A 25,684-nucleotide genomic window follows, 5' to 3' on the forward strand; every position below is an offset into this window, starting at 1 on the left:
AAACTCAAATTTACAAAGTTTAAATGGCATCTGACTGATTGAAGTAACTTCAATGATTCAGTTACGTCAGATCTTTCAAAAACCGTTTAAAACTTTTTTTGGATTTCTTCTCATCTTGAATTGCTACCGAAGCAGCAAATCTTTATTACTTTATTTGAATGTTAAAGAGCTGTCCGAGACTACATGTTCATGTTCAACATGTAAAGCCTTTTTTTAACAATGTGAAAAAAAGTTATCAGCGTTGTTTTCCAACGTTTGTTTTTTTTCGTTTGTTGTTTGGAACGAGATGCATATTATGAAACCGTACCTGGTCCGTCAATACTTTTTTTAAGTTTTTTTCATTTTTTTTTATCTTAATTTCAATAACAATATTAATTACTTACGATTATTAGAGTGTACTTAATTTAGATAGTAGCTCAACCTACTGACAAACCTGTAACATACTGAAAATTCGAAAAGTCGAGATATGTAAAAAATGCATAAAAAAAGGCCACTCAGTGAGTGGCCTTTTATAATCGGTAGAAATCTAAAATCTTTAACTATTTTTTTAGTGGAAAACCATTTTTTTCGAGAGTTTCAACGATCTTATTACTTGCTTCAGTAATAAATTCTCCAGATAAAGTGCTATTTGGATCCAAGAACTCACTTCTTAATGTTACTGACTTCATATTATCGTGCTTATAAATGTCTGCAATAGTTGTAGAAGTTAATTCTTTAATCTTAAGTTTAGATAAACTCTTTAAGATATCACCTACAGCGACTTCTTCACTTACTTCAACTGTACAGTCAAAAGTAGAACCAGGGAATTTTGCTAGCGGTTGATACTTTACTTTATCTTTTTGTGGACGCGATTCAAAAGCACTCATATTAACAAGAGCAATAGAAACATTACCTTTAATCTTAAATTGTTTTAGCACTAGAGGATGTACAGAGAAGATTACACCATCCATCTTTCCTTGAATTCTTAAGTTATAAAATTCGTAAGGATGAATACCATTCCAATCTTCATCAACGGCATTACTTTTAAACTTAGGGTTACGATCATTTAATTGATAATTAATATTAACACTATCAAGTAAGCGAGTTGTATCGTTTAAGAGATCCATGAACGGTGTTGATTCTTTATCAAAATAAAGTGCCCCATACACACTCTCTTCTTTAACAAAGTCTTTATCATTTGCATGATACGTACGACCAATCTCAAAGAATTTGAATGCACTAGAGTTCTTAGCATTGGCCGCAGCTGCTTCTAAGAAACTTGGGACTAATGACTCTCGCATAAGTGCAGCGTCTTTAGAAAGGGCATTAATAAGCTCTAAACCACCTTTGTGATCATACATTGCTTTCTTTAAAAGTTTTGGACCAATCATAGGATATGTCATGACTTCAAAAGCACTTGCATGATTAACCATAAAGTTCTTCATGCTACGGTGAAGTTTCTGTGCTGGTGAGAGTTTTACTGGAGAGATATCAAGTTTTGGAGAAGTCGGAGCAATATTATCAAAGCCGATAACACGTCCAATTTCTTCCACAAGACATGATCCTGTTTCAATATCTTTCGTAGCTCGATAACTTGGAATATGTGCAATAAACTTGTCAGCACTTCCCTCAATTTGAATATCTAAGCTTGTAAAGATTCTCTTCATTTCATCAAAAGAAACTTCTTTACCAAGTGCCTTATTAATTTTTGTAGCACTTGATTCAATTGATACTGGTTTAATCTCTGAAAGATTAGGGCCATCATATTGAATATCACCAATAACTTTAGCTTCAGGGTTTTCTTTTAGAATATATTCTAGAGTTCTTAGTAGTGTTCTCTCTAGCATTAAAGAATCAAGAGTTTTTTCATAACGAGATGAAGAGTCTGTACGAAGACCTAAACGTGTTGATGTTTTTCTAACTTCAGCAGCTTTCCAATTAGCGACTTCAATGAAAATTTTAGAAGTGTTTTCATCAACTCCACTATTAAGCCCGCCCATAATACCTGCAAGAACAAGAGGCTTATCACTATCACCAATTACAGTATCTCCTGCAACAAGCTTGCGTTTTTCTTCATCAAGAGTTGTAAATTCAGTTTCATCTTTTAGAGAAGTGATTACAACAGTATCACCACTAATCTTTTCACGATCAAAGATATGTAGAGGAATCCCTAGCTCAAGCATAACGTAATTAGAGATATCAACGATATTATTAATAGGACGAAGGCCAACAGCTTGAAGGCGTTTCTTCATCCAAAGAGGAGACTCTCCTACTTTTACATTATCGACACTAAGGCCAAAGTAACCAAGGCAACTTGTTCCTTCTTCAACTTTAATTTTCATTGGAGCTGAATCACTAGAGAATTTAGACTTTAAATCCTTTGACCAAGATTCATTAAATGGGTTTTGTAACTCATTTTCAAAAATCGTTGCAAATTCACGAGCAATACCAAAATGTCCCCAAAGATCTGGTCTGTGAGTTAAAGACTTATTATCTACATCTAAAAGAACATCTTTCTTTTCATTATAAAGCTCAAGCATATTCTTACCAAGCTCTGGGTTATCAAAAACCTTATCAAGCTCAATGATCCCTGCAGAGTCTTCAGCGAAACCAAGCTCTTCTTCAGAACAAAGCATTCCTTCAGATAAAACGCCACGAATCTTCTTTGGCTCAAGAGTTAATCCATTTGGTAATGTAATACCCAATGGAGCATATGCAGTACGCATGCCAACGCGAACGTTTGCAGCACCACAAACAACTTGAAACTTATCCTTTCCATTTGTGAATGTAACAAGATTAAGCTTATCAGCTTCAGGGTGCTTTTCTTTTTCTAATACTTCAACAACAGTAATAGCTTCTAAGTGATCTCCTACAGAGAGAACATCTTCTACTTCTGCTGTAGCCAGAGTAAATTTTGATCCAATTTCATTTGCATCTAAGTCTGGAACTTTTACGAAGTCTTTAATCCAATCGATACTAATTAACATATATATTCCTTAAACCTTTCTAATATTCTTTAAATTGTGAATTAAATCTTAGATCACCTGATTGTAGGTGGCGGATATCATCAATCCCATACTTCATCATTACAAGTCGATCTAAACCAAGACCAAATGCAAATCCATTATATTCTTCAGGATCTATGCCACCTGCTCTTAGAACATTTGGATGAACCATCCCACATGGAAGTAGCTCGACCCAACCAACTTGTTTACAAACAGAGCATCCCTTACCGCTACAGACTTGGCATTTAATATCAAGCTCAAATCCAGGCTCAACAAACGGGAAGTATCCAGGGCGAAGTCTAACTTCGACGTCTTTTTTGAAGATCTCCGTTAGGATTTCTTTCATGAAGTAGATTAGGTTTGAAACAGAAATATCTTTTCCAACCATCATTCCTTCTAATTGTTGGAAGACCATCTCATGAGAAGCATCTGTTCTTTCACAACGAAATACAGTTCCTGGAGCAATAAAGCGGAATGGAGGCTTGCGAGACTGCATCCCTCTGACCTGAATTGTTGACGTGTGAGTTCTAAGAAGGTGCTTATTACCTTCAGGAGATTTCTCATCTTTAAACCAGAAAGTATCTTGCATATCTCGTGCAGGGTGATCTCCTGGGATATTGAGTGCCTCAAAGTTATAGAATTCAGTTTCAATATGTGGGCCATCAAGGACCTCAAAGCCCATTGATAAGAAAATATCTTCTACTTCTTGCTGAACTAGAGTTCTTGGGTGAAATCCACCATGATTATTATTTTTGGCCTTTACAGCATCTGTAAAAGTAATATCGATCTTATTTTTACTAAGTTTTTCATTTATTTGAGCTAATTCAATATCTGAAAGCTTCTTAGCAACTAATTTCTCAATTTCTTGTTTAATTTCATTTGCTTTTGGTCCAATCTCTTTTCTCTCTTCTGGAGTTGCATCCTTTAGTGATTTAAGGATCTCAGAAACGGCACCTTTTTTCCCAAGGTAACTCGACTTAAGAGATAAAACATCTGCTTGTGCACTAAGAGTTTCAATTTCAGCTTGAAACTTTTCATAAGCCTCATTTAGCTTATCAATCATAATTCCCACCTATTCGACTATTTATAAACATTCAATAATAACCTTGGGAGTTTTTCATGCGGTGTGCGAAAAGGCAAGACGTGGGGTGTTTAAAGTGCCAATAAAAATGAGCGAAACCAGTTAAATTGCTGGATGATTTCGGGATGCTGGTAATCAGGATATGTCCACTCTAATTGATGGTAGCTATTTGCTTTAAACTGATAAGTTAGTTCTGCGTAAACGCCGTCTTTTAGATAGATTCGATGAGAGTATGGTTTACCACTACTTAATAGAACTTGATCAAGAGTTATAAGACCAGGATCAAGATTGAACGATCGGCCACTTGTTTGCTGATGACCTTTTTCAAGCTCATCACAATATACCTTAATGCTAACAAGCTCTTCACGAGAAATAGGCTTAGGATAGAAAATAAAAGAGCGTGATAGCTCCTCACCCATCTCCTTACTATAATACTCTTTCATTGGAAAAAAATCGTGCTTAAAAATAATAGGTCGTTCATAACCACTTCCCAAAGTGGCAATGATATCTTCTAAATTACACTTCTTATGATTATAGAGAACGCTAATAAATAGCAATGCATCTGTAGCTGGCCTTAAATCACTCAAGAAATACCTATTTCATCTTTTCTTTAAGAACTTCGTAGTAATTTCTTAGCTCATCTTGAGAAACAGTTGCCGTTCCTACTTTTCCAACAACAACACCAGCACCACAATTGGCAACCCATGCTGCTTCCTCAAGACTGCCCCCTGCTTCTAAACAGGCAACAAGAAGTGAGATCGTCGTATCTCCTGCACCAGAAACATCATAAACTTCGTTTGCAACAGTTGGAATCATATGTAGCTTACCATCACCTTTAGTATCAAGCATTGCCATGCCACGTGCTCCTAGAGTGATGATGATTTTTTCTAGCTGCAACTTATCGACTAGAATATCGGCAATTTCTTCAACCTGCATATCCTGCGAGTAGCCTAATTGATTTACCATTAACTTGGCCTCAACATGATTTGGTTTAAGAAGAGAAACCCCTTTGTAAAATAATGGAGGTGTAGTGCGACTTGGGTCAACAGCGATTAAACTCTTTGATTCTTTAAATTCATTAACAAGTCTTGAAATAAGACTTTCAGTGAGAACCCCTTTAGAGTAATCCTCTAAGATAAGGGCACCATGGTTTTCTTTTAACTCGTTAATTCGCCCAATTAGTCTCTTTTCAACATCTTCACTAATTGGCTTCTTTGATTCGTAATCGATACGACATATTTGTTGGTGATCAGTGACAATTCTTTCTTTAAAAACAGTTGGCCTTTCTTCGCAACGAACAACTCCCCATGTAGAAAGCCCTGCTTCCTCTAGAAGATCCTCAAGAACATTAGCGTTAAGATCATCACCCATTACTCCACAAAGAGTAGACTCTACTCCCAAGGTCTTTAAGTTTTCTGATACGTTTGCTGAAAGACCAAGCTTTTGCCATTCCTTTTGTACTTCAACTAAAGGAACAGGTGCCTCTGGGGAAATTCGATTAACGACTCCAGATGTATACTTATCGATCCCGACATCTCCAACCACTAAGATCGGTTTGATATTACTAAGGTTAGATACAATTGCATCAAAGCGTTGAGGTGAAATTAATTTTGTCATAGTTATTCCATTATTTATTTAAAACTGATTTTGCTATTTCAATTACTCTATCTTCTTCTAATTTTGCCATACAATCATAATAAGGACACTCTATTCCTAGGCATGTATCAGGCTCACCACATACAACATTTGGCGTAATATTTTTAATAAAGCCCTTACCTTTTGCTCCCCAGCGTAAAGAAGATTGACTCTTGATGGGAGAAAAAATTGCAATTAACGCCACTTCAAGAGCTGCGGCCATCTGAATTGCTCCAGAGCTTGGCCCGATAAATAGTTTAGCGTGTTTTAAGATATTTAGAAAGTTAACAATTCCACCTTTCTTTCCATCAAAGTAAAATATGTTTTTTTCTTCATGATCCACCAGCTCATTCTTTATTGGTGCCACATACTTCATATCTGAAGGTATATGAGAAATAATGAAATTAAATCGGTTAGGATAGATGTTGTTAATTCTTTTGATAAAAGTTGCAAAATTCTTCGCAGGCCAACTTAAAATCCCCTCAGATGCACCCGGATGTATGAAGATAAGCTCTTTAGTAGAATCAAGTCCTTGTGCCTCTAATTCTTTATTAAAGTCACTTATATCTGAATCACTTTCTTTAAAATTAAAAAATGGCAGATATTCTTTATCTTGAATTTTTGAATAATTTTCAAGCTCACCAAGTAAGGCCAGGTTATAGAAAACTTCATGTCCTTCAACCTCAGAGCGTACTTGTCTAATCGCTCGATTTAAAGTGAAGTTTGATTGCCATCTCTTTAAATGACCTCCGCGAAAAGGTATCTTTTTGAGCCAGGCAACAAAGTTTGGCGTTTGAGAGCCTCCTGTATACAGATAGACATCTGGCTTATATTCATTAAATATTTGCAGAGACTTTTTTACTTTCTTTGGATAGGAGCTTGCTCGATCTAAAATAAAAACCTTATCAACATAAGGATGGTTCTTAAAAAGCACAGCAGAAGTTTTTGACGTTATAAAGGCAACAGTCGCATTTGGGTCCATTTCTTTTATGGCCTGTGCCATTGGCATTGTAAGTATATTTGATCCAATGGCGTCAGTACGACTGATGAGATATTTCACAGATCTATTCCAACCTCTTTTGCACGAGCATGAACGTCTTGTTTTAGAGTTGAGATAACTTTTGAGATATCCATCTCGCTAGTATCAACAAGTGTTGCATCGTCTGCTTTAACAAGAGGAGCAACTTCTCGACCCATATCTTTTTCATCTCGTTTTTTTACATCTTTTATAAGTTGTTCTAGATCGATATCACTTTGACCTTTCTCTATTAGTTGGTCGTATCTTCTTTGTGCTCTAATATCTATTGAAGCTGTAACAAAGAACTTAATAAAAGCATCTGGAAACACAATTGTACCGATATCTCGGCCTTCCATGACACACACTTTTTCCTTAGCTATTGATCTTTGGAAATCAAGAAGCATAGTTCTTACGACAGGAATTTGTGAAATAATAGAGGCAAGCTTTGATACGTGGTGCTCACGTATTCTTTGACTTAAGTCCTTACCATCGACTTTTACAAGAGCATCAGCTTGTCCGTACTCGAGTTTGATTTCTTTTAAGAATTTTTCTACTGCTTGGTGATCATGAAGATCAACATCGGCATCATGGGCAGCTAAGCCTAACGCTCTAAACATCGCTCCAGTGTCGATATAGAGAATCCCCAATTCCTTGGCCAATAGTTTTGCAACAGTTGATTTACCACTTCCACTTGGGCCATCAATGGCAATAACTGATGAATATGTCATACAACTTCCTTATCCTGTGAATTATAAGGAATGAATATAACAATTTTTGAAAACTATTTGAAGTTGAAAAGATGACTCGATGCAGTCGTTAGTTTTTCGCAAGGCGTGAGTTTTTCATATCTTTACTAGCTAGCTTTAGTTCTTCCTTAGTTGGAACAATATCAAGACCTAAATAGTAATTAATGTCAAAAGTATGATTTTTTACGTGAATTATACTCTCGTGACCGTATTCACGTGATTTTTCTCTTAGCGAGTCAACAGCTGCTAGCAATTTCTTGTAATTCTTCTTTACCTTGTCGTAATAGACATTCTTGATTCCTACTGGACGATTATAACGAAGACTACGACGAACAAAGCCTGGTCCCATGTTATATGCAACAGTTGCATAACGATAAAGACCAAATCTCTTATAAAGACGACTTAAATAATATACGCCTAGCTCCATATTCACATGAGGAACACGTAAGATTTGAATAATATCTTCTTTATTTAGTGATCTTTTAAGAAGCTTATGAAGAAATACTCCTGTCTTTGGCATAATCTGCATTAAACCTTGTGCCTTTACATAACTTTGGGCCTTCGGATTAAAATGACTTTCTGTCCATGCAATTGAAATTACCCAAAGAGGATCAAGTTGTCTTTGTTCAGCAAAGTGTAGAAGCGAAGAAATATATTTCTTAGCTCTTTTATCTATTGGATGTTCCATATGATCGATAAGAGCGTCTTCAAGAGTCTTTTTATCGATTGAAGAAAGGTATCCTAAATGAAGTCTTTTAAAGAATGGGTTTGTATCCTTAAAATTATAAGTATTATAAGGAGTGAAGGCTTTCCCCTCAGAAGAGATTCCTGCAAGTAGACCTAGATCACGAAAATTTTTCGTTGCTGGCGTCCAAAAGAAGTCAAAAGAAATCACGGCCGTCACTGCACACAGACCTAAAATAAACAAAGATCTTACGTTCATGCAGTAAGCACTAAAATGTTCAAGATGTGAGTTATATCGCTCACTCGAAGCTTTCATAACGGGCTTTTTACCCCCGTTGAACGCTCTCGTCTAGTTAAAATAAACTTATAACGCACTACTATAGTAGTATTTACAAAAAATATTCATTTAATTACAGGATATTAAGAGGTTATCCTTTAAATTTCATATATTTCACGCATAATAGATATATAAATTTTTAGGAGTTGAAATGACAGATATTGGATTTAATCGATTAAAGGATGAAGAATCAACATATTTAAAACAGCATAAGGACAACCCTGTCCACTGGTATGCTTGGGGACCAGAGGCCCTAACAAAAGCAAAGGAAGATAATAAACCAATCTTTCTATCAATTGGTTATAGCTCATGTCATTGGTGTCATGTCATGGCAGAAGAGTCATTTTGTGATGAGGAAACAGCAAAGTATCTAAATGAGCATTTCATCAATATTAAAGTTGATCGTGAAGAGCATCCAGATATCGACAATTATTATCAACAAGCATGTCAATTGTTTACAAACGGTGGTGGCTGGCCATTAAGCGCGTTTCTTATGCCTAACTTAAGGCCATATTTTGTTGGAACGTACTTTCCTAAAGAAGCAAAAGGAAAATCAACTGCATTTAAAGATGTTCTAAAAGAACTTGTTAGGGCCTATAACGAAGAGGTTGAAACAGTTACTGAGAATTCGAATAAAGCTTTTGAGGCAATTGAAAAAGGCTTTATCTCACCAGAGAAGGTAGACTTCCAGGGGCACTTCCCTCACCCAAATTCAGTAATGGATGTTCTTGAGCAATTTAAAGATAATGAAAACGGCGGTTTTGGAGAGGCTCCAAAGTTTCCACAACTAGCATTCTATGAATGGGCCATCGAGCAAATGCTTGAGGGTGTCGTTAAGAAAGAACATGGTGAGCATATAATAAAATCCATTGAAAGAATGCTTATGGGTGGTATCTACGACCAAGTTCGAGGTGGAATGCATCGCTATAGTACAGATAATAACTGGACTGTACCTCACTTTGAAAAGATGCTCTATGACCAAGCTGGTCTTTTAAAGCTTCTTGCAAAAACAAGTATGCTCTACCCATCACCTTTAATCTTTGATGGTATCTTTAATACGCTTGAGTACTTAAAAGCAGAAATGCTTAATGAAGAAGAAAACTTTTTCTTCTCTGCCCAAGATGCTGACAGTGAAGGAGTCGAAGGACTATATTTCACATATACTCAACAAGAGTTTGAAGATGCACTAGGACGATTCGATACAGAAGATGAAGCCCTTACTAAGAATATGGAAAAATTAAAAGAATGGTTTGGCGTAACAGAAAAAGGAAACTTTGATTCTGGCTTAAATGTTTTAACTATTAATAACCAAAAGGCCCAAGAAATTTTCACACCTGAGTCTTGGGACTTAATTAGAAATGCTAAAAAAGCATTATTAAATGAAAGAAAACTACGTATTCCTCCTATGACAGATAATAAAGGGATCGCAAGTTGGAACTTTCATATGATCTCTGCACTTTCAGATGTAATGCAATTTACTCAAATTCCAGCAATAAGAAGTGCAGCAAGTACTCTATTTAATCGTATCGTAGAAGGAACATATAAGAAGTTCCTTGAAACAACACCAAAAGGAATGCGACTAAGACATACAACAACACGTCCAGTTGGAGTTTCACTACTAGAAGACTACGTATTCTTTGCTGAAGCACAATTAAGAATTTATGAGCTTAGTGGGAATACTGTATTTAAAGAAAACCTAAAAGATACTTTAGGTTTTATTATAAAAGACTTCTTAGTAGATGGACGTCTAAAGTCACGAGCAATAAGAGATCAAGATGCGGAACTTTATCCAAATCAAGACTTCACAAGTTTTGATCAATCATTCCGCTCACCTGTTAGCACACTTATTCAACTTGTAAGAAGATCAAGTGTACTATTTGGTGAAGTCGATATGCTTGAAGATATCAAAGAGCTTATGGAAAATGTAACTCACGATGTACTAAAAAACCCAGCGGGATCAGGAGAAGGTCTAAGAGCGCTTTCATATCCAGCAAATGCTTATAAGGTAATTAAATGTCCAAAAGCATGGCTCACAAATCAAGAGTTTGCAGGTTTTATCTGCTACTTCCTTCCACGTTTTGTTTTCGACTTCCACGAAGACAAAGGTGAAAGATGGGAAATTTGCGGAACAAATGAATGTGAGATGACTGGTGAAGGACTAGATCACTTCATTGAAACTTTAAAGCCAAACCAACCACAGGCAACAAATGAGTAGTACACACGAAAGGCCATTGGCCGGAAAAACGATTATAGACTTTTCACATCGCCTACCAGGGCCACTTGCAGGGAAATTACTTGCAGGCCTTGGAGCTGATGTAATCAAGATAGAAGATGCAAAGTTTAAGGACCCATTTATCTATGGCCTATTTGCAGAAATGGATAATTCTTTTCCTAAGTGGTACGAAGAATTGAATGCAAATAAAACGATTCTAAGACTAGACTTCAATAATGAGGCTGCACAAGAACAGATTAGAGAAACAATCTTTAAGGCCGATGCCATAATTATGGGTATTCCAAAAAAGATTCAACAAAAGCTTGGTATCACAATTGAAGACATACAAAAGAATGTAAAACAAAGCTTTGCAGCAGTGATTCCACTTGCCTCAAAAGAGGCCATGAGCCACATGCATGACCTTAATGCACTGGCCATGACAGGTCTACTTAGTCTTCATCTGCGAAATATTAATTCTGTTGAAGATGTGGCCCCGCCGTTCTTACCTCTTGCAGGTATTAACTTTGGACAAAAAATGGCATTTGATCTTCTTGGAGCAATGTATAAGTCTAAAGAATCAAATAAAGTTGAAACAATAAACTCATATCTTTATGAATCAACTCAAGAAGTATTTGATGCATTTTGGCCGAAAGATATTAGAGATACAGATCACAAGTTTCTCCATAATGGACTCTACCCTTGTTACAATATCTACCAAACAAAAGATTCACACTTTGTCGTTATGGCATGTGTAGAAGAGAAATTTTGGCAATCATTTAGAGAAGCATTTTCATTTGAAGCAAGTGATGAAGATCGTTTTAAGACTGATGGCTCAATTCATAAAAGGCTTAAAGACCTTTTCGGTGAGATGACTTCCCAACAAGTCAAAGAAAAGCTGGGAAGCCTTGATATCTGTATTAACCTAATAAAGTAATACTTATAGCAAATAATGCCACGATAATGACGCCGGTACCAAACATTCGATAGATTGTTGAGCCGGCCGACTTTCTAAGTCCAATAAAATGTGAAATTCTCGATAATACCAGACCACCTAAAAGAAAGTGAATCGCCATCAGATTAATTGCATTCTTTTGAATAGCAAAATAAGTAAGCATAAGAATAAATGGAACATATTCATTATAATTTCCATGAATTCGAACTGCTTTAGTCATATGCTCATTCTTACCATGGCCAAGACCTACACGATGCTTCCATCTCATTCGAATGACGTAGAAAGTTAGTAATAAGTAAATAAGACCGAGTACACCGCAGTAACGGTAAAAAATTTGTAATTCCATATCAACTCCCTCTAATAAATATATGACGACTAAGACGATGTAGAAGAAATCAGTGAGTCTTCCAAACTCTCATCTCTTAAGCCTTGATAAAAGCGTTTTGTAATATCGGTCGTGAAATCTTTTTCATATTTTGTTTCTAAAACATAGGCCTTAACAGTAATTTTTAAGCCTACTATTTCTTCAAATTTTTCACTCGATGTAATAATCTTAACAGGCTTATTTAGATAAGCAAAACGACTAGTTCTCGTTACTTCATCTAAAATTGGTAAAACCTGATTCAAATCAACATTGTTTTTAAAGTAATAATCACTACAGACCATCATATCTCTTTCACCAGAGTTTGCAGATGAAACATTATCACTTAAGAACAGGTTATTTGGAATTGTAACGACAGAGTCTTCTAGTGTTCGAATTCTCACAGATCTGAGACCAATTCTAATAATATCACCATAATTACCTCGGAAGCTAATACGATCCCCTACCTGAAAAGGACGATCAAAAATGAGAATGATTCCTGCAATAATTGAAGAGACTAAGTCTTTCAAAGAGAAACCTATCGCAACAGCCCCAGAACCCATAATGGCATAAACCATTTCTTTAGAAGGGTTAATAGCAACATAGAGAATCCATAAGCTTCCTACGATATAAGTGATATGAGTCGCAATTGTATTAAATTGAAGAATCGATAAGCGATAAGAAGGTATCTTTATAGCTAAGTATTCAAGTGCCCAGTTTAAGGTCTTTGCAAATAAATAAAGAAATAAAAACCCAAAGAAAATACTCAATATCACTTCAGAACTAATCGAACTAAATAAGCTTGCTACCTTCTCACTAGATTGAATTGTATCCTTAAGCGCTTTATTCATAGATAAAGTTCCTTTTCTTTAAAATCTTCTTTAAATCGTATAACCAATCCTTCCTAATAAGATAGCTATTATCCTCTTTATCCTTATCAATAATGCCTTTATTAAGACCATTTTTTAGAACAAAGTTAACAACCTTTTCACTAAGATCAGTTGTTGCTGATATCTGATCGATATTTAGTCTTTCATGCGAAAGTATTGTAGAGAGAACAAAGAGAGACTCGTCTGTTAAACTCTCTATCTCATGTATTGGCTTCTTACTTGGAAGGTGTAATTCGATACTCTTATCATCGATACTCATTATAGATTTCAACCACGTATTAATCGCGGCCTGAGGATTACCACCAGTTTGTTTTCCTAAAATTCTAAAGTATATATCAAGTGCATTTTCAATGCTTCGATCAGCACCGAAATGGCACATAACTTCAAATAATTCAGGCTGAAAACGTATCTCTAATTCACTTTTTTCATGACGTTTAATAATGAGATTTTTAAGCTCTTCTTTATCCCATGGTCTAATGAAAACGGAGTCTGCAGAAAGTTCATATTTATTATAAATATGCTTGATAAGATTTAAAGAATTAGCATTCCAAATCGTAAGCCAGAATACATTCTTTGAACTACTATTTATAATATTAAAAAGCGCATCAAAGGCCTTAAACCCATTAAGCTTTGACAAGAAGAGATTATGAGCGGAGTTAACAATAACAAATTTCTTCTCATCCTCATCCCCATTACCTACAAATTGTTCGAGTCTTTTATGTAGAATACTCCCTTCAGTAATCTTTTCATGAATATTTATTTTAAAAGAATTTACTGAAGAGTAACGTTTTAGAATCTTATTTAAGATATGATTCTTACCACTTCCCGCACCTCCAGAGAAGGCCAGGTGGTAAGAAGGATTAACACCATTTAACCATTCATCAATGCGATCATAGGCCATTGCGGCAGGATCGGGTTTACGAACGATTTGAACATCTTCTTCATTTTCAAAACAAGCTTTATAATCTTCAGGAATATCAATTTCATTAAAGCTATCTTGTCTAAAGTTTTCAAGGTGCTGCTCAAGAAGTCCTGATAATATATTACGACTCCAATCTCTTGTATTATTCGCAAGTAAAATAACGAGGTAAAGAGAATATAAAAGCGTATAAATATAAAAGACTAGAGGCAGTACATAATGAATTACAAACTTCGGAATATGCTTTGCTCCGATTGAAATGGAAGATGGGATAATCTTTGCAAGTATGATGTCTGCATACTTTTCATAATCCAGTAAAATTTTTGTATAAATAATAAAGAAAATTATACTAATAATATTATGCCCAAGAAAAGTTGAGAATAAATTATACATTACGATATATATTAGTGTTGTTAGTGTGATTATATATCTTAACTTCTTACTATCTTTTACAAAGTCTTTATTACTTCTTTTAAAATAGACTCTAAAGTTTAAATTTAGAAAACTATGTAGGTAGCCAATATTTATATAGAGAATGTAGACGAGTAGAAAGTTTCCAAAAATATGCATGGCCAAAAGATAATCAGCACGATTGAATTTCTCTAAATAGCCATTGAAGATATCAAGACATAAAAAGATAATGATGTAATACGAATTGAAATCAATAAATCGATATAAGCTAGAACGTGCTCGATCCAATTCGTCTAATTCTCTAAGTCGATACTTTCGATATCCTAAAGTGATAATCCTAAGACCAATTATTCCACATACGAAGATAATAAAGGCCTTTAAGGGCGTTGATATAATAAAATGATCAACACGACTGATTATTAATTGCGACTCCTCCTTAAACATAAGAAAGAGTTTCTCTAAAAATTGTTGAACTTGTTTAATGCTAAATGACATGTGTTTATTATAACCAAGCACCTAATTCCTTAATATATGGGTATAATTGCCTATAATATGTAAAATACCGACTATCATAACAACTTAACTTGTTCTTAATTAGGTCTTTATTGTGACATAACCTCAAATATCTGTTATAAAGACAGACTATGATAGTAAAAAGAATCCATTTAAAAGATACTTACGGGATTAGGAAGAAGGTTCTTGGAATTGAGAACGTTGAATCTAGTTATCTATTTGAAGGTGATACTGAGTCGGGAACTTTCCACTTAGGAGCTTTTATAGAAAATAACCTCGTATCTGTAGCCTCTTTTTACTTTAATAGAAACAGTAAGTTTAATATCGATAATCAATATCAACTTCAGGGAATGGCAACTCTTGAAGACTTCAGAAAACAAGGCCTCTCACGAGAGCTTTTAAATGTCGCGTTTCCAATAATAAAACAGAACTTTTGTAATCTTGTATGGTGTAATGCAAGAGTTGAAGCAGCTCCTTTCTACCAGAAGCTTGGTTTTGAAATAAGTGGAGACGAATTTGATGTTGAGAATATAGGAAAACATATTCTCATGTATCGTGAGATCAATTAATCCACAGAGTCACAAAAATTATCAATTCTTGATTTTAACATAACTTCATATTGCTCACTAAAACATTGTTTTTGGTTTTGAAACTTCTTGATTATAAGACAACTCATTTGAGGTCTTTGAGCACAATTTCTAATAGTGTCATTATTAACACATGCGAAATGGCGACGAGAACACAAGTAAATGAGATGAGGGCCTTTATTTAGCCCATTACCAATTGAAGACTCTGTTTGAAAACGACGAAATTCATCCGCTTCGCGCTGTTCTTTGAGTTTTTGACGAGTATAGTCCTCAAGCGGAGTCAGTGTCTCCTGTGCTTTAACATCACTAGAAATAGTAAAGAGCATAGTCATTATGATCGAAAAAATAAGGAAAATAGGCTTTATTTTGTTATCCATTGATTTATTATCCGCTTCTACTTAAAGCTTTTAAGGCCAACTTTTAAAAAATTTACTATAATAATATAATACGATAATATCATAAATATAAAAAATAGCGATAAAGTACGATTGGTGAAATGCAAATGGAAACGAATACAATTTTAACAAAACTTACAGATATTCTTGAATCTTCAATTAAATTAGCCTACCCAGATGCGCAATTTAATAGAAAAGATATTTACGATTCAATAGGCCAAGCTCCAAATATTGAGATGGCCCATTACGCATTCCCAACATTTCGTTTTGCAAAGGCCCTTAAACAAGGACCACCACAAATAGCAGGTGCAATCTTAGATAAAATCCAAGAACAAGAGACATCAAAGCTTATAAAAGATGTTAAAGCACAAGGCCCATACCTAAACTTCACTCTTAGTGCAGATGCATATTTTGAAAACTTAATTAGTGAAGTTAGAAGTGGTAACTTTTTCACAAAGAAGCTTACGTCTAATGAGCCTAAGACTATGATTGAGTACTCTCAGCCAAATACTCATAAAGAGCTCCATGTGGGACATATGAGAAACCTATGTTTAGGTAATGCCTTGGTTAGAATTAAAGAATACTGTGATGTGGATGTTCACCCTGTGACTTATCCAGGAGACTCTGGAACTCACGTTGCAAAATGTCTATGGTACTTAAAATACCACAATCAAGACACGATCCCAGAAACTAATAAGGGAGAATGGCTAGGAAGAATCTATACACTTGCAAATACAAAGCTAGAAGACGAGCTTGGAAGTGATAAAGAAGATGATAATAGAGCTAAGCTTACAGAGATCTTAAAGCAGCTTCATAGTGAAAGCGGTGAATTCTATGATCTTTGGCAAGAAACACGACAGTGGTCTATTGATCTAATGAAAAAAACTTATGAATGGGCAGACGTTGAGTTTGAACGTTGGTTTTTTGAATCAGAAATGGATGCTCCATCACTTAAGATTTGTGAAGACTATTACAAAGATGGAACATTTATTAAAGATGATGGCGCTATTGGAATGGATCTAAGTGATGATAAATTAGGATTTTGCATTCTTATTAAATCAGATGGAACAGGCCTTTATTCTACAAAAGACGTGGCCCTAGCTATTAAGAAGTTTGAAGAATTTGGTGTGGAAAAAAATATCTACATTGTCGACTCACGTCAGGCATTCCACTTTAAACAAGTATTTAAAGTTTTAGAAAAGATTGGTTTTGAGCAAGCTAAAGATTGCTATCACCTACCATATGAGATGGTTGAACTTACAGATGGAGCAATGAGCTCACGTAAGGGTAATATCGTTCCTCTAACTGATCTTATTAATAAAATGGAAGCTAAGATCAAAGAGGACTACTTAAATAAATATCAAGGCGAATGGGATCAAGCAGAGATTGATGAGACAGCAACTAAAATTGCAAATGGTGCCATCAAGTACGGGATGATCAAAATTGATAATAATCGTAAGATTGTTTTTGATATGAATGAATGGCTCAAACTTGATGGAGATACAGGTCCATACCTTCAGTATGTTTATGCTCGTATCAACTCATTACTTGTAAAACAAGGCTTTGATAAATCTAAAGAATTTAACCTTTCCAATGCTGCAAGCCTAGAAAATATTAAAGAATATGAGCTAATGCAAAAGATTTCATTATTTAATGATGTTGCAATTAAGGCCCATGAGCAAAACAAAACAAGTCTTTTAACAACTTACCTATTTGAGCTTGGAAAGTTATTTAATAGCTTCTATGCAGCCTGTCCTATCGCTTCAAGTGAAGAGAGTCTTAAACAAGCAAGACTTGAACTTGCTTATGCAACAAGTGAAATCATTAAGCATGGACTTGCTATCTTAGGAATCAAAGTACCTGACCGAATGTAATTACATTACTTAGAAAAAATCAATAATTGATTATTTGCAGGCATCTTAATATCTTCTTTTAGAAAGACTCCTTTCTTTAAGAAGTTATTACAGATGTCTTCGAAGTTTCTTATTCCACTTTGTGGGTCTCGCTCTTTGAGATGCTTATCAAATTGCTCATTAGACTCCGAAGTGAACTTTCCATGATACTTAAATGGGCCATAAATAAATAGGACAGAATCCTCATCCATGGCGGCCGCTAGATCCTTAATGAAGGTCTTAGCTTCCTTCCAAGACATAATATGCATTGTATTTGCCGTATAATATGCACCATATCCTTTAGGAATTTTATTAAAGCCAGCCTCGTAGACCTCTGGGCCATTTAAGTTCTTAAAGCTTTGCTTATAATAACTTAGGCACTTCTTAAGTGTTTCTTGATTGGCCCTAATTTCAGAAGTTATAAAGTCTACATCACTAAACTTTTCTGCAAAGTAAGCACTGTGCTGACAAGTCAGAGAGCCAACTTCAAAGAACTTAGGCTTTTTGATGCGTTGATTACTGCCCTTTTCCAAATAAGGGGCAATAATATTAAAAATTGGTTCTTTATTTCTTTCACATGCTTCAGAAATTGGTAAATCAGTCATGTTAAACATGATACAATAGATTTCGTGAAAAAAAGACTTAAAATTCGATTATCTGAAAATGATATTATATTTGAAGATGATAACTATATAGCCTTAAATAAAAAGGCCGGCTGGCCTGTACACAAAACTCTCGATCCAATGCGAGATAATTGTACAGACGCCCTTAAAAGCTATCTCAAATTCAGAGAGGATGGAAAGTCACCTTACCTCGTCTTAGTACATAGGCTTGATGTTGAAACAGCAGGTATTCTTCTCTTTGCGAAGTCAAAAGAAGCAAATAAGTATTTACAAGACCTATTTAGCTCTCACCAAGCAGATAAGATTGATAAGAGATATCTTGCAATTTGCAGTGGAAGGCCAAAAACTGATGAAGGCACAATAGAGAATTTTATCAAAGGCCAAAGAGAAGGTCGTAAAGAGAAGATGGTGGTTGTTTCCTCTGGAGGAAAGAAGGCCATTACAAATTATTGGGTAAAGGACTTTAAAAACGACTACTCACTTATTGAGTTTCAGATTCTAACAGGAAGAAAGCATCAAATAAGACTTCATGCAAAGTCTATTGGTCATCCTATCTTTGGTGATCCAATTTATTCAAATTCAAAAGAACAAGATGGACAAAGGCTATGTGCTTATAAGTTGAGCTTCTTTGATAAGTTCTCAAATCAGAAGATTGATTTAGAAATTAGGCCCGTGTTTGATCTTGATAATTTTAGAACAAAAATTAGTGATGAATTTAAGTATATTATTTTTAATAAGCCTTATAACGTCCTTTGCCAATTTGGAAAGGATCATAAAGATCAACTAAGCCTTATTGATTACAATCTTCCAAAAGAGCTCTACCCTGTTGGACGACTTGATAAAGATAGCGAAGGACTTTTAATTTTGACTAATGATGGAAAGTATAAAGACCGTATGGCAAATGCTAAGAGCAAAGTTGAAAAAACATATTTGGTACAAGTTGATGGTGATATCACCAATGAGGCAATTGAAGAGCTAAAAAAAGGCGTTGTGATTAAAGATAATTACAAGACAAAGCCAGCAAAAGTTAAAAAAATTGAATCAAACCTTGTGAAAGTAGAACAAAGAGATCCACCTGTGCGCTTTCGAAAAAATATTCCAACAAGCTGGATTGAAGTGAGAATTTCAGAAGGAAAGAATCGTCAAGTACGCCGAATGTGTGCGGCAGTTGGCTTTCCGACACTTAGGCTTATTCGTACAGCAATTGGAAATATCAAACTAGGCGAACTTAAGCTTGGTCAGTTTGAGTTTTTTGACGGTCAATAAGAGCAAAAATAATTCCTAAAATAGCACCACTTACTAATCCACCACCATGGGCCCAATTGGCCATCTTAAAATTAAAGACATCAAAAAAGCCGAGAAAGAGCCATCCAGTCATCAAAACGATATCTGTCGTTGGCAGCTTAAATTTGAAATTGGGATTTAATCGCGAATAAGGCCAAAGAAACCCAAGTAAACCGTATACAACTCCAGAGAGGCCTCCAAAGAATCCAGGGCTCATTGCAGCTTGGAGAAAATTAGAAATAATCCCTGTAAATAAAAGAAGGAGAATAAGAAAGAAGCTTCCTTTTGTGAATTCAATTAACTTTCCTAATTCCTTCCACCATAAAAGATTAAAGAATACGTGCATGAATCCAAAATGAATAAAGGCCGGAGTAATGATTCGCCAATACTCCCCTGCATTTAAATTATGATACGGGTCTAGCTTAGAAGTTGAAAATGCGAAGAGATAATAGAGATTTTCATTCTTTAGAATCCAACCAAATATGAAGACAATTGCACACAAGGCGAGAATTATAATAGTAGCTGGTCCCATTCTTAGGCTTTGTACATATTGCCAGTCTTTATTAACTTCGATGGGCTTTGCTCCCCCAATATAGACACGATAAACTTCACGTGCTTGAGAGAGATCTTTTAACTCAACGACAAAGAGATGAAAGAAGTCGTTTTCGAACTCTTTTCTTATATGAATACCTTCATTTAATAATTGTTTCTCTATTACACTTACAATTTGTTCATCTCTTAGAGAGCCAATATAGTGAAGTCTTTTTAGGTCGTTATCTTGGTTTGCGTCATTATCTTGATTTGTCATGAACATATTCTGCTACAGGCCTCTATAAAAGTCGAGCAACCAACAAAATATATCGAATAAGAGATAGGTTTAACCATAGAATTTTGATAAGATAGACCTAAATAAGTTGTTTTTTGACTTATTTTACGTTAAGTATGAATCATAACGTAAATTATTAAAAAATGGGAATACCTAAGGGGTATTTAACTACGAGTATGTATAAAGTAAGTAAGAAAACACAATACGCACTTACAGCTCTTAAGCATATGCAAGAGTATGGACACACGTGCGAAGAAAATCTTACTTCGGCCAGAGAAATTTGTGACAAATACGATATGCCATTTGATCCAGTCTCTAAGGTCATGCAGAAGTTAAATAACTCGGGAATTCTCTCTTCCATTAAAGGTATCAAAGGTGGCTACTTTCTAAGTCGTCCCCTAAGTAATCTTAATCTTTTTGAAGTAAGTAATATTATCGAAGGAAAGGTTAAAGAGACAGCATGTGATGCTCTTAAAGGAAAATGTGACAAATACTTAGCTTGCGAATTAATTTCACCAATAGAAAAAATTAACTCTCATGTGAATCACCATTTGATTTCGGTTTCACTTGAGGAGTTACTAATGAATAAAACAGGGGTCACACATGAGTGATACACAGTTAACAAAGTCAGAATATAAATATGGCTTTTTTACAGACATTGAAACACAAGAATTTCCAAAGGGATTAAACGAAGACATCGTTCGTATGATCTCGGCAAAAAAGAAAGAGCCAGAATGGTTACTAGAATACCGTCTTAAAGCATTTCGTCTATGGAAGAAAATGCCAATGCCAAATTGGGCAAAGCTAGAAATTCCAGAGATCGACTTTGAAGACTTATATTACTATGCAGCTCCAAAGTCGACAGAGAGTGCTCCAAAAAGCTTAGATGATCTTGATCCTGAGCTTTTAGCAACTTTTGAAAAGTTAGGGATTCCCCTATCTGAACAAAAGAGGATTTCAGGTGTAGCTGTTGATGCTGTCTTTGACTCAGTTTCAGTTGGAACAACTTACAAAGAAGAGCTTGAAAAAGTTGGTGTTATCTTCTGCTCTATTTCAGAAGCTGTACAAGACTATCCAGAGCTTGTGAAAAAATACTTAGGAACAGTAGTTCCTCCAGCAGATAATTTCTATGCAGCACTTAATGCAGCAGTATTCTCTGATGGTTCATTCGTCTACATCCCAGAGGGTGTAACTTGTCCAATGGATTTATCGACATACTTTAGAATAAACGCTAAGGAGACAGGTCAGTTTGAGAGAACACTTGTTGTTGCTGATAAAGGAAGTTACGTAAACTACCTTGAAGGTTGTACAGCACCTCAACGAGATGAAAATCAATTACACGCGGCCATTGTTGAACTTATTGCACTAGATGATGCTGAGATTAAGTACTCAACTGTTCAAAACTGGTATGCAGGAGATGAGCAAGGAAAAGGTGGAATTTACAACTTCGTTACAAAGCGTGGTAACTGCCTAGGAAAGAACTCTAAGATTTCTTGGACACAAGTAGAAGCAGGTTCTGCAATTACTTGGAAGTACCCTTCTTGTAATCTTATCGGTGATAATTCACAAGGCGCCTTCTACTCTGTAGCTCTGACAAATAACAAAATGCAGGCCGATACTGGAACAAAGATGATCCACATTGGTAAGAATACAAAATCGACTATTATCTCAAAAGGTATCTCTGCTGAGCAATCAGAAAATAACTACCGTGGACTCGTAAAGGTTATGCCTTCTGCTGTCGGTGCAAAGAATTACTCACAATGTGATTCGATGCTAGTTGGTGATAAATGTTCAGCTAATACATTTCCATATATTGATGTAAAAAATAACAGCGCAACAGTAGAGCACGAAGCTTCAACTTCTAAGATCTCAGAAGACCAACTCTTCTACCTACAACAACGTGGGATGGATATGGAGAAATGTATCTCAATGGTTGTAAACGGTTTCTGTAGTGAAGTTTTCAAAGAGCTTCCACTTGAGTTCTCTGTTGAGGCAGTAAAGTTAATTGAGATGAAATTAGAAAATTCAATCGGATAATTTTAAATTATATAAAGGATAAATATGAGCTTACTTACAGTTAAAGATGTTCACGCAAGAGTTGAAGAAAAAGAAATCCTAAAAGGAATTTCTATTGAGGTTAAACCAGGTGAAGTACACGCTATTATGGGGCCAAATGGTTCAGGTAAAAGTACTCTATCAAAGGTAATTGCTGGTCACCCATCATTTGAAGTAACTGATGGAACAATTGATTACAATATCAATGGTAAACAAACAAACCTTCTTGAATTAGAGCCAGATGAAAGAGCAAAGAATGGTATCTTTCTTGGTTTTCAATACCCTATTGAAGTACCTGGAGTTTCAAATATTGATTTCTTACTAGAGTCATTTAATGAAGTTTCAAAAGCACAAGGTGCTGCTGAAATGAAAAAAGAAGAATTTAGAGAATTTCTAAGACCAAAGCTAGAACTACTAGAGATGAGAGAAGAATTTCTCGATCGCCCAGTAAACACTGGTTTTTCTGGTGGAGAGAAAAAGAAGAACGAAATTCTTCAAATGGCCGTACTTAATCCAAAACTTGCACTACTAGATGAAACAGATTCTGGCCTAGATATCGATGCACTTAAGATTGTTGCAAAAGGTGTTAATGCTATTAAATCAAAATATAATGGAATTGTTCTTGTAACTCACTACCAAAGACTTCTTGATTATATTGTTCCTGACTATGTTCATGTACTTAGTGGTGGAAAAATTATTAAGTCAGGTGGAAAAGAACTTGCACTAGAGCTAGAAGAAAAAGGTTACGACTGGCTAGTTAAGTAATACTAATAAGAAAGCGAAAGGTATCGTTATGAATATCCAAGAACTGACAGATCAATATATAAGTGACTTAGGAAATTATACTAAATCACAATCAAATAAAGAGGCCTTTGATAATTTCAAGGCCCGTGGTCTTCCACATACGAAAATGGAAGATTGGCTTTACACAAAGCTTACTGATGTTCTCCCTGAAAACTTCAAAGTGACAACACAAGAAGCGATGTTAAAGAACGTAAAAGTAGCTGGTAAGTACCAAGCAGTATTTCTAAATGGTAAATACTCAAAAGCAGACTCATTTCTACCTGAAGAAATCACTTTAGAAGAAGTCGACCTTGTAGCAGAAGATGCAAATTGTGACGAACAAGATATCTTTGCAATGCTAAACGCTTCAGCAGTTGAAAAAGTTATCAATATCACAGTTCCAAAAAACTATGTTGCTGATGATATTATTTCAATTGTTCACCTATCTGATTTTGAAGGAGAATTTTCACTTCCAAGAATTCATGTAAATGCGGATAAATTCTCAAAAGCTGAATTTGTAGAGATCTTCACTGGAAGTGAAACTAAAGCATATAATATTAGCTCTGTTACAAATTTCAAAATTGCAGATAGTGCGAATATCTCTCATATCAAGGTACAAAGAGAAGGCCTAAACGCCTTTCACGCTGGAAGTGTAAACGCAGACATTGCAAGAGATGCAAACTTCAATTCATTTACTTTTACAACAGGTGCAAAGAAGTCGCGTAATGAGATTCGTGTTCGTATGAATGATGTTGGAGCTACTTGTAGTGTTGATGGACTCTATGCCATCAATGGTGAGCAGCACACTGATAACTTCTCGTTGATTTCACATATAAAAGAAAAAACTGAAAGTTCACAATTATTTAAGGGTGTACTTGATGACAAGGCCCGCGGTGTATTCACAGGAAAAGTACTTGTTTGTCGAGATGCTCAATTAGTTAACTCTGAACAACTTAATAAAAATCTTCTTCTATCGAAGAAGGCCCACGTTGATACACGCCCACAACTTGAAGTTTACGCTGATGATGTTAAATGTGCCCACGGTGCAACTGTTGGTCAAATGAGTGATGAGGAAGCTTTCTATCTACAGTCACGTGGACTTTCAAAAGAGCGCGTTCAAAAGCTTCTTATTCATGCATTTTGCTCAGATGCAATAATGAAAATTGAAAACCAAAAGCTACAGGACTTCTTAAGTGAAATCCTATTTGATTCGTTTGAGAAAGAGGCATTTGATCACCTAGATCAAAGCGAGGCTAAATAATGGCATTAGAAATTGATAATATTAGAAACCAATTTCCACAACTTGAAAGAAAAGTTCATGATAGGCCTCTAATCTACTTAGATAACGCAGCCTCTACTTTAAAGCACATAAGTGTTATTGAAGCTTTAAATAATCATTACACTAATGATGTTGCGAATATCCACAGAGGTGTCCACTACCTTAGTGAGCATGGGACGATTCAATATGAACAAACTCGTGACTCTATTCAAGATCTTTTAAATGCTGAGTCTCGTTGTGAAATCATTTTTACAAAAGGTACAACAGATAGCTTAAACCTAGTGGCTGCTTCCTTTGTTCCACATTATGTGAAAAAAGATGATGTTATTTTAATCTCAACAATGGAGCATCATTCAAATATTGTTCCATGGCAGATTCAAGCAGAAAAGATTGAAGCAAAGGTAAAAGAGATCCCTATTACAGATGACGGGGATATTGATGAAGAAGCCTATATCGAGCTTTTAAAAGAAGGTAATGTTAAACTTGTTTCAATGGCACATATTTCAAATAGCCTTGGAACAATTAATGACATTAAGAAATATATTTCTTTGGCCCATGATCATGGTGCCTATTTCTGTGTTGATGCTGCTCAGTCAATTGCTCACGAGAAAGTCGATGTTCAAGACTTAAATTGTGATTTTCTAGCATTTTCTTCTCATAAGATGTTTGGGCCAACAGGCTTTGGCGTACTATATGGAAAAGAGAAACTACTAGAAAGCATGCCTCCTTATCAAGGTGGTGGCGATATGATTGATGTCGTAACTATTGAAAAAACAACATATAACGAATTACCACACAAGTTTGAAGCTGGTACACCACATATTGCTGGTGGTATTGGCCTTAAGCCTGCTATTGATTTCTTAATAGATACAGACTTGAATGTGATTAAGAGATACGAGAAAGAACTACTTGATTATGCGACTCAAAAAATAAATGAGATTGAAAAGGTTCAAGTAATTGGGACTGCAAAACAAAAGGCATCAGTACTTTCATTTGTTGTGGATGGAGCTCACCCACATGATCTGGGGACTCTCCTTGACCGCCAAGGTGTTGCAATTAGAACTGGCCATCACTGCACACAGCCTTTAATGAAAAGGTTCAACGTAAGTGCTACTGCACGCGCCTCATTCTCGTTGTATAATACAAAAGAAGAAATTGATATTTTTATCAAAGCATTAAATAAGGCATTAAACTTTCTTTAAAGAAGTAATACACAG

23 protein-coding genes are annotated in these 25,684 nt (G+C 35.4%); 10 read left to right on the forward strand and 13 right to left on the reverse strand.

Annotation, left to right across the window (positions count from 1 at the left end):
- Positions 1–539: 539 nt before the first annotated feature.
- From pheT to DAY19_RS05845, 7 genes are all read right to left on the reverse strand, one after another.
- Positions 540–2,966, reverse strand: coding sequence for a phenylalanine--tRNA ligase subunit beta (gene pheT, locus DAY19_RS05815; RefSeq protein ID WP_114706255.1), 2,427 nt, complete (start codon positions 2,964–2,966; stop codon positions 540–542).
- 19 nt (positions 2,967–2,985) lie between these two features.
- Positions 2,986–4,047, reverse strand: coding sequence for a phenylalanine--tRNA ligase subunit alpha (gene pheS, locus DAY19_RS05820; protein ID WP_114706256.1), 1,062 nt, complete (start codon positions 4,045–4,047; stop codon positions 2,986–2,988).
- 89 nt (positions 4,048–4,136) lie between these two features.
- Positions 4,137–4,652, reverse strand: coding sequence for a DUF4416 family protein (locus tag DAY19_RS05825; protein WP_114706257.1), 516 nt, complete (start codon positions 4,650–4,652; stop codon positions 4,137–4,139).
- A 7-nt stretch (positions 4,653–4,659) separates the two neighbouring features.
- Entirely contained in the window at positions 4,660–5,682 is a 1,023-nt protein-coding gene (locus DAY19_RS05830) for a bifunctional heptose 7-phosphate kinase/heptose 1-phosphate adenyltransferase (RefSeq protein ID WP_114706258.1), read from the reverse strand.
- Positions 5,683–5,692: 10 nt separating this feature from the next.
- On the reverse strand, positions 5,693–6,760 hold the full coding sequence (locus tag DAY19_RS05835) for a glycosyltransferase family 9 protein (protein ID WP_114706259.1): 1,068 nt from the start codon (positions 6,758–6,760) through the stop codon (positions 5,693–5,695).
- Complete coding sequence (gene cmk / locus DAY19_RS05840; protein ID WP_114706260.1) at positions 6,757–7,446, reverse strand: (d)CMP kinase; 690 nt, start codon at positions 7,444–7,446, stop codon at positions 6,757–6,759. The genes DAY19_RS05835 and cmk overlap by 4 nt, the downstream gene beginning before the upstream one ends.
- 88 nt (positions 7,447–7,534) lie before the next feature.
- A complete protein-coding gene (locus tag DAY19_RS05845) occupies positions 7,535–8,464 on the reverse strand; it encodes a lytic transglycosylase domain-containing protein (RefSeq protein WP_114706261.1) in 930 nt (309 codons plus the stop codon).
- 172 nt (positions 8,465–8,636) lie between these two features.
- Here DAY19_RS05845 and DAY19_RS05850 point away from each other — a divergent pair, with 172 nt between their 5' ends.
- Positions 8,637–10,700, forward strand: coding sequence for a thioredoxin domain-containing protein (locus DAY19_RS05850; RefSeq protein WP_114706262.1), 2,064 nt, complete (start codon positions 8,637–8,639; stop codon positions 10,698–10,700).
- Entirely contained in the window at positions 10,693–11,631 is a 939-nt protein-coding gene (locus tag DAY19_RS05855) for a CoA transferase (protein ID WP_114706263.1), read from the forward strand. The genes DAY19_RS05850 and DAY19_RS05855 overlap by 8 nt, the downstream gene beginning before the upstream one ends.
- On the opposite strand, the gene DAY19_RS05860 is transcribed toward DAY19_RS05855, so the two are convergent.
- From DAY19_RS05860 to DAY19_RS05870, 3 genes are read right to left on the reverse strand one after another with little or no spacing between them, the layout of a single operon-like run.
- Positions 11,615–11,995: an MAPEG family protein gene (locus tag DAY19_RS05860; RefSeq protein ID WP_114706264.1), complete on the reverse strand. Its 381-nt coding sequence runs from the start codon at positions 11,993–11,995 to the stop codon at positions 11,615–11,617. The genes DAY19_RS05855 and DAY19_RS05860 overlap by 17 nt on opposite strands.
- 29 nt (positions 11,996–12,024) lie before the next feature.
- On the reverse strand, positions 12,025–12,861 hold the full coding sequence (locus tag DAY19_RS05865) for a mechanosensitive ion channel family protein (protein WP_114706265.1): 837 nt from the start codon (positions 12,859–12,861) through the stop codon (positions 12,025–12,027).
- Positions 12,854–14,725 carry a hypothetical protein gene (locus tag DAY19_RS05870; RefSeq protein ID WP_114706266.1) on the reverse strand — a complete coding sequence of 624 codons (1,872 nt, stop codon included), beginning with the start codon at positions 14,723–14,725 and terminating at the stop codon, positions 12,854–12,856. The genes DAY19_RS05865 and DAY19_RS05870 overlap by 8 nt, the downstream gene beginning before the upstream one ends.
- A gap of 149 nt (positions 14,726–14,874) precedes the next feature.
- On the opposite strand from DAY19_RS05870, the gene DAY19_RS05875 reads away from it, so the two are divergent.
- Positions 14,875–15,312 (forward strand): GNAT family N-acetyltransferase, encoded by a 438-nt coding sequence (locus DAY19_RS05875; RefSeq protein WP_114706267.1) that lies wholly within the window; start codon positions 14,875–14,877, stop codon positions 15,310–15,312.
- Here DAY19_RS05875 and DAY19_RS05880 read toward each other — a convergent pair.
- Complete coding sequence (locus tag DAY19_RS05880; RefSeq protein ID WP_114706268.1) at positions 15,309–15,707, reverse strand: hypothetical protein; 399 nt, start codon at positions 15,705–15,707, stop codon at positions 15,309–15,311. The genes DAY19_RS05875 and DAY19_RS05880 overlap by 4 nt on opposite strands.
- Positions 15,708–15,832: 125 nt before the next feature.
- Between DAY19_RS05880 and argS the strand changes: the two genes are divergently transcribed.
- A complete protein-coding gene (gene argS / locus DAY19_RS05885) occupies positions 15,833–17,599 on the forward strand; it encodes an arginine--tRNA ligase (RefSeq protein ID WP_233500246.1) in 1,767 nt (588 codons plus the stop codon).
- A gap of 5 nt (positions 17,600–17,604) precedes the next feature.
- Here argS and DAY19_RS05890 read toward each other — a convergent pair whose 3' ends face one another.
- Positions 17,605–18,222 (reverse strand): DUF938 domain-containing protein, encoded by a 618-nt coding sequence (locus DAY19_RS05890; protein ID WP_158536810.1) that lies wholly within the window; start codon positions 18,220–18,222, stop codon positions 17,605–17,607.
- Between the two features lie 24 nt (positions 18,223–18,246).
- Between DAY19_RS05890 and DAY19_RS05895 the strand changes: the two genes are divergently transcribed.
- The gene (locus DAY19_RS05895) at positions 18,247–19,506 is read left to right on the forward strand and encodes a pseudouridine synthase (protein ID WP_114706271.1); all 1,260 of its coding nucleotides are present in this window, start codon (positions 18,247–18,249) and stop codon (positions 19,504–19,506) included.
- On the opposite strand, the gene DAY19_RS05900 is transcribed toward DAY19_RS05895, so the two are convergent.
- Entirely contained in the window at positions 19,469–20,332 is an 864-nt protein-coding gene (locus tag DAY19_RS05900) for a rhomboid family intramembrane serine protease (RefSeq protein ID WP_158536811.1), read from the reverse strand. The genes DAY19_RS05895 and DAY19_RS05900 overlap by 38 nt on opposite strands.
- A gap of 194 nt (positions 20,333–20,526) precedes the next feature.
- Between DAY19_RS05900 and DAY19_RS05905 the strand changes: the two genes are divergently transcribed.
- The 5 genes from DAY19_RS05905 to DAY19_RS05925 are packed head-to-tail and all read left to right on the forward strand — an operon-like array spanning position 20,527 to position 25,669.
- Positions 20,527–20,961, forward strand: a complete 435-nt coding sequence (locus DAY19_RS05905) for an RrF2 family transcriptional regulator (RefSeq protein WP_158536812.1) — start codon at positions 20,527–20,529, stop codon at positions 20,959–20,961.
- Positions 20,954–22,387, forward strand: a complete 1,434-nt coding sequence (sufB, locus tag DAY19_RS05910) for a Fe-S cluster assembly protein SufB (protein WP_114706274.1) — start codon at positions 20,954–20,956, stop codon at positions 22,385–22,387. Before DAY19_RS05905 ends, sufB begins: the two co-directional genes overlap by 8 nt.
- A 24-nt stretch (positions 22,388–22,411) precedes the next feature.
- On the forward strand, positions 22,412–23,170 hold the full coding sequence (sufC, locus tag DAY19_RS05915; RefSeq protein WP_114706275.1) for a Fe-S cluster assembly ATPase SufC: 759 nt from the start codon (positions 22,412–22,414) through the stop codon (positions 23,168–23,170).
- A gap of 28 nt (positions 23,171–23,198) precedes the next feature.
- Positions 23,199–24,449, forward strand: coding sequence for a Fe-S cluster assembly protein SufD (gene sufD, locus DAY19_RS05920; protein ID WP_114706276.1), 1,251 nt, complete (start codon positions 23,199–23,201; stop codon positions 24,447–24,449).
- On the forward strand, positions 24,449–25,669 hold the full coding sequence (locus DAY19_RS05925) for an aminotransferase class V-fold PLP-dependent enzyme (RefSeq protein ID WP_114706277.1): 1,221 nt from the start codon (positions 24,449–24,451) through the stop codon (positions 25,667–25,669). Before sufD ends, DAY19_RS05925 begins: the two co-directional genes overlap by 1 nt.
- Positions 25,670–25,684 lie beyond the last annotated feature (15 nt).

Origin of the sequence: Halobacteriovorax vibrionivorans (assembly GCF_003346865.1) — a bacterium.
Taxonomy (GTDB): domain Bacteria; phylum Bdellovibrionota; class Bacteriovoracia; order Bacteriovoracales; family Bacteriovoracaceae; genus Halobacteriovorax_A; species Halobacteriovorax_A vibrionivorans.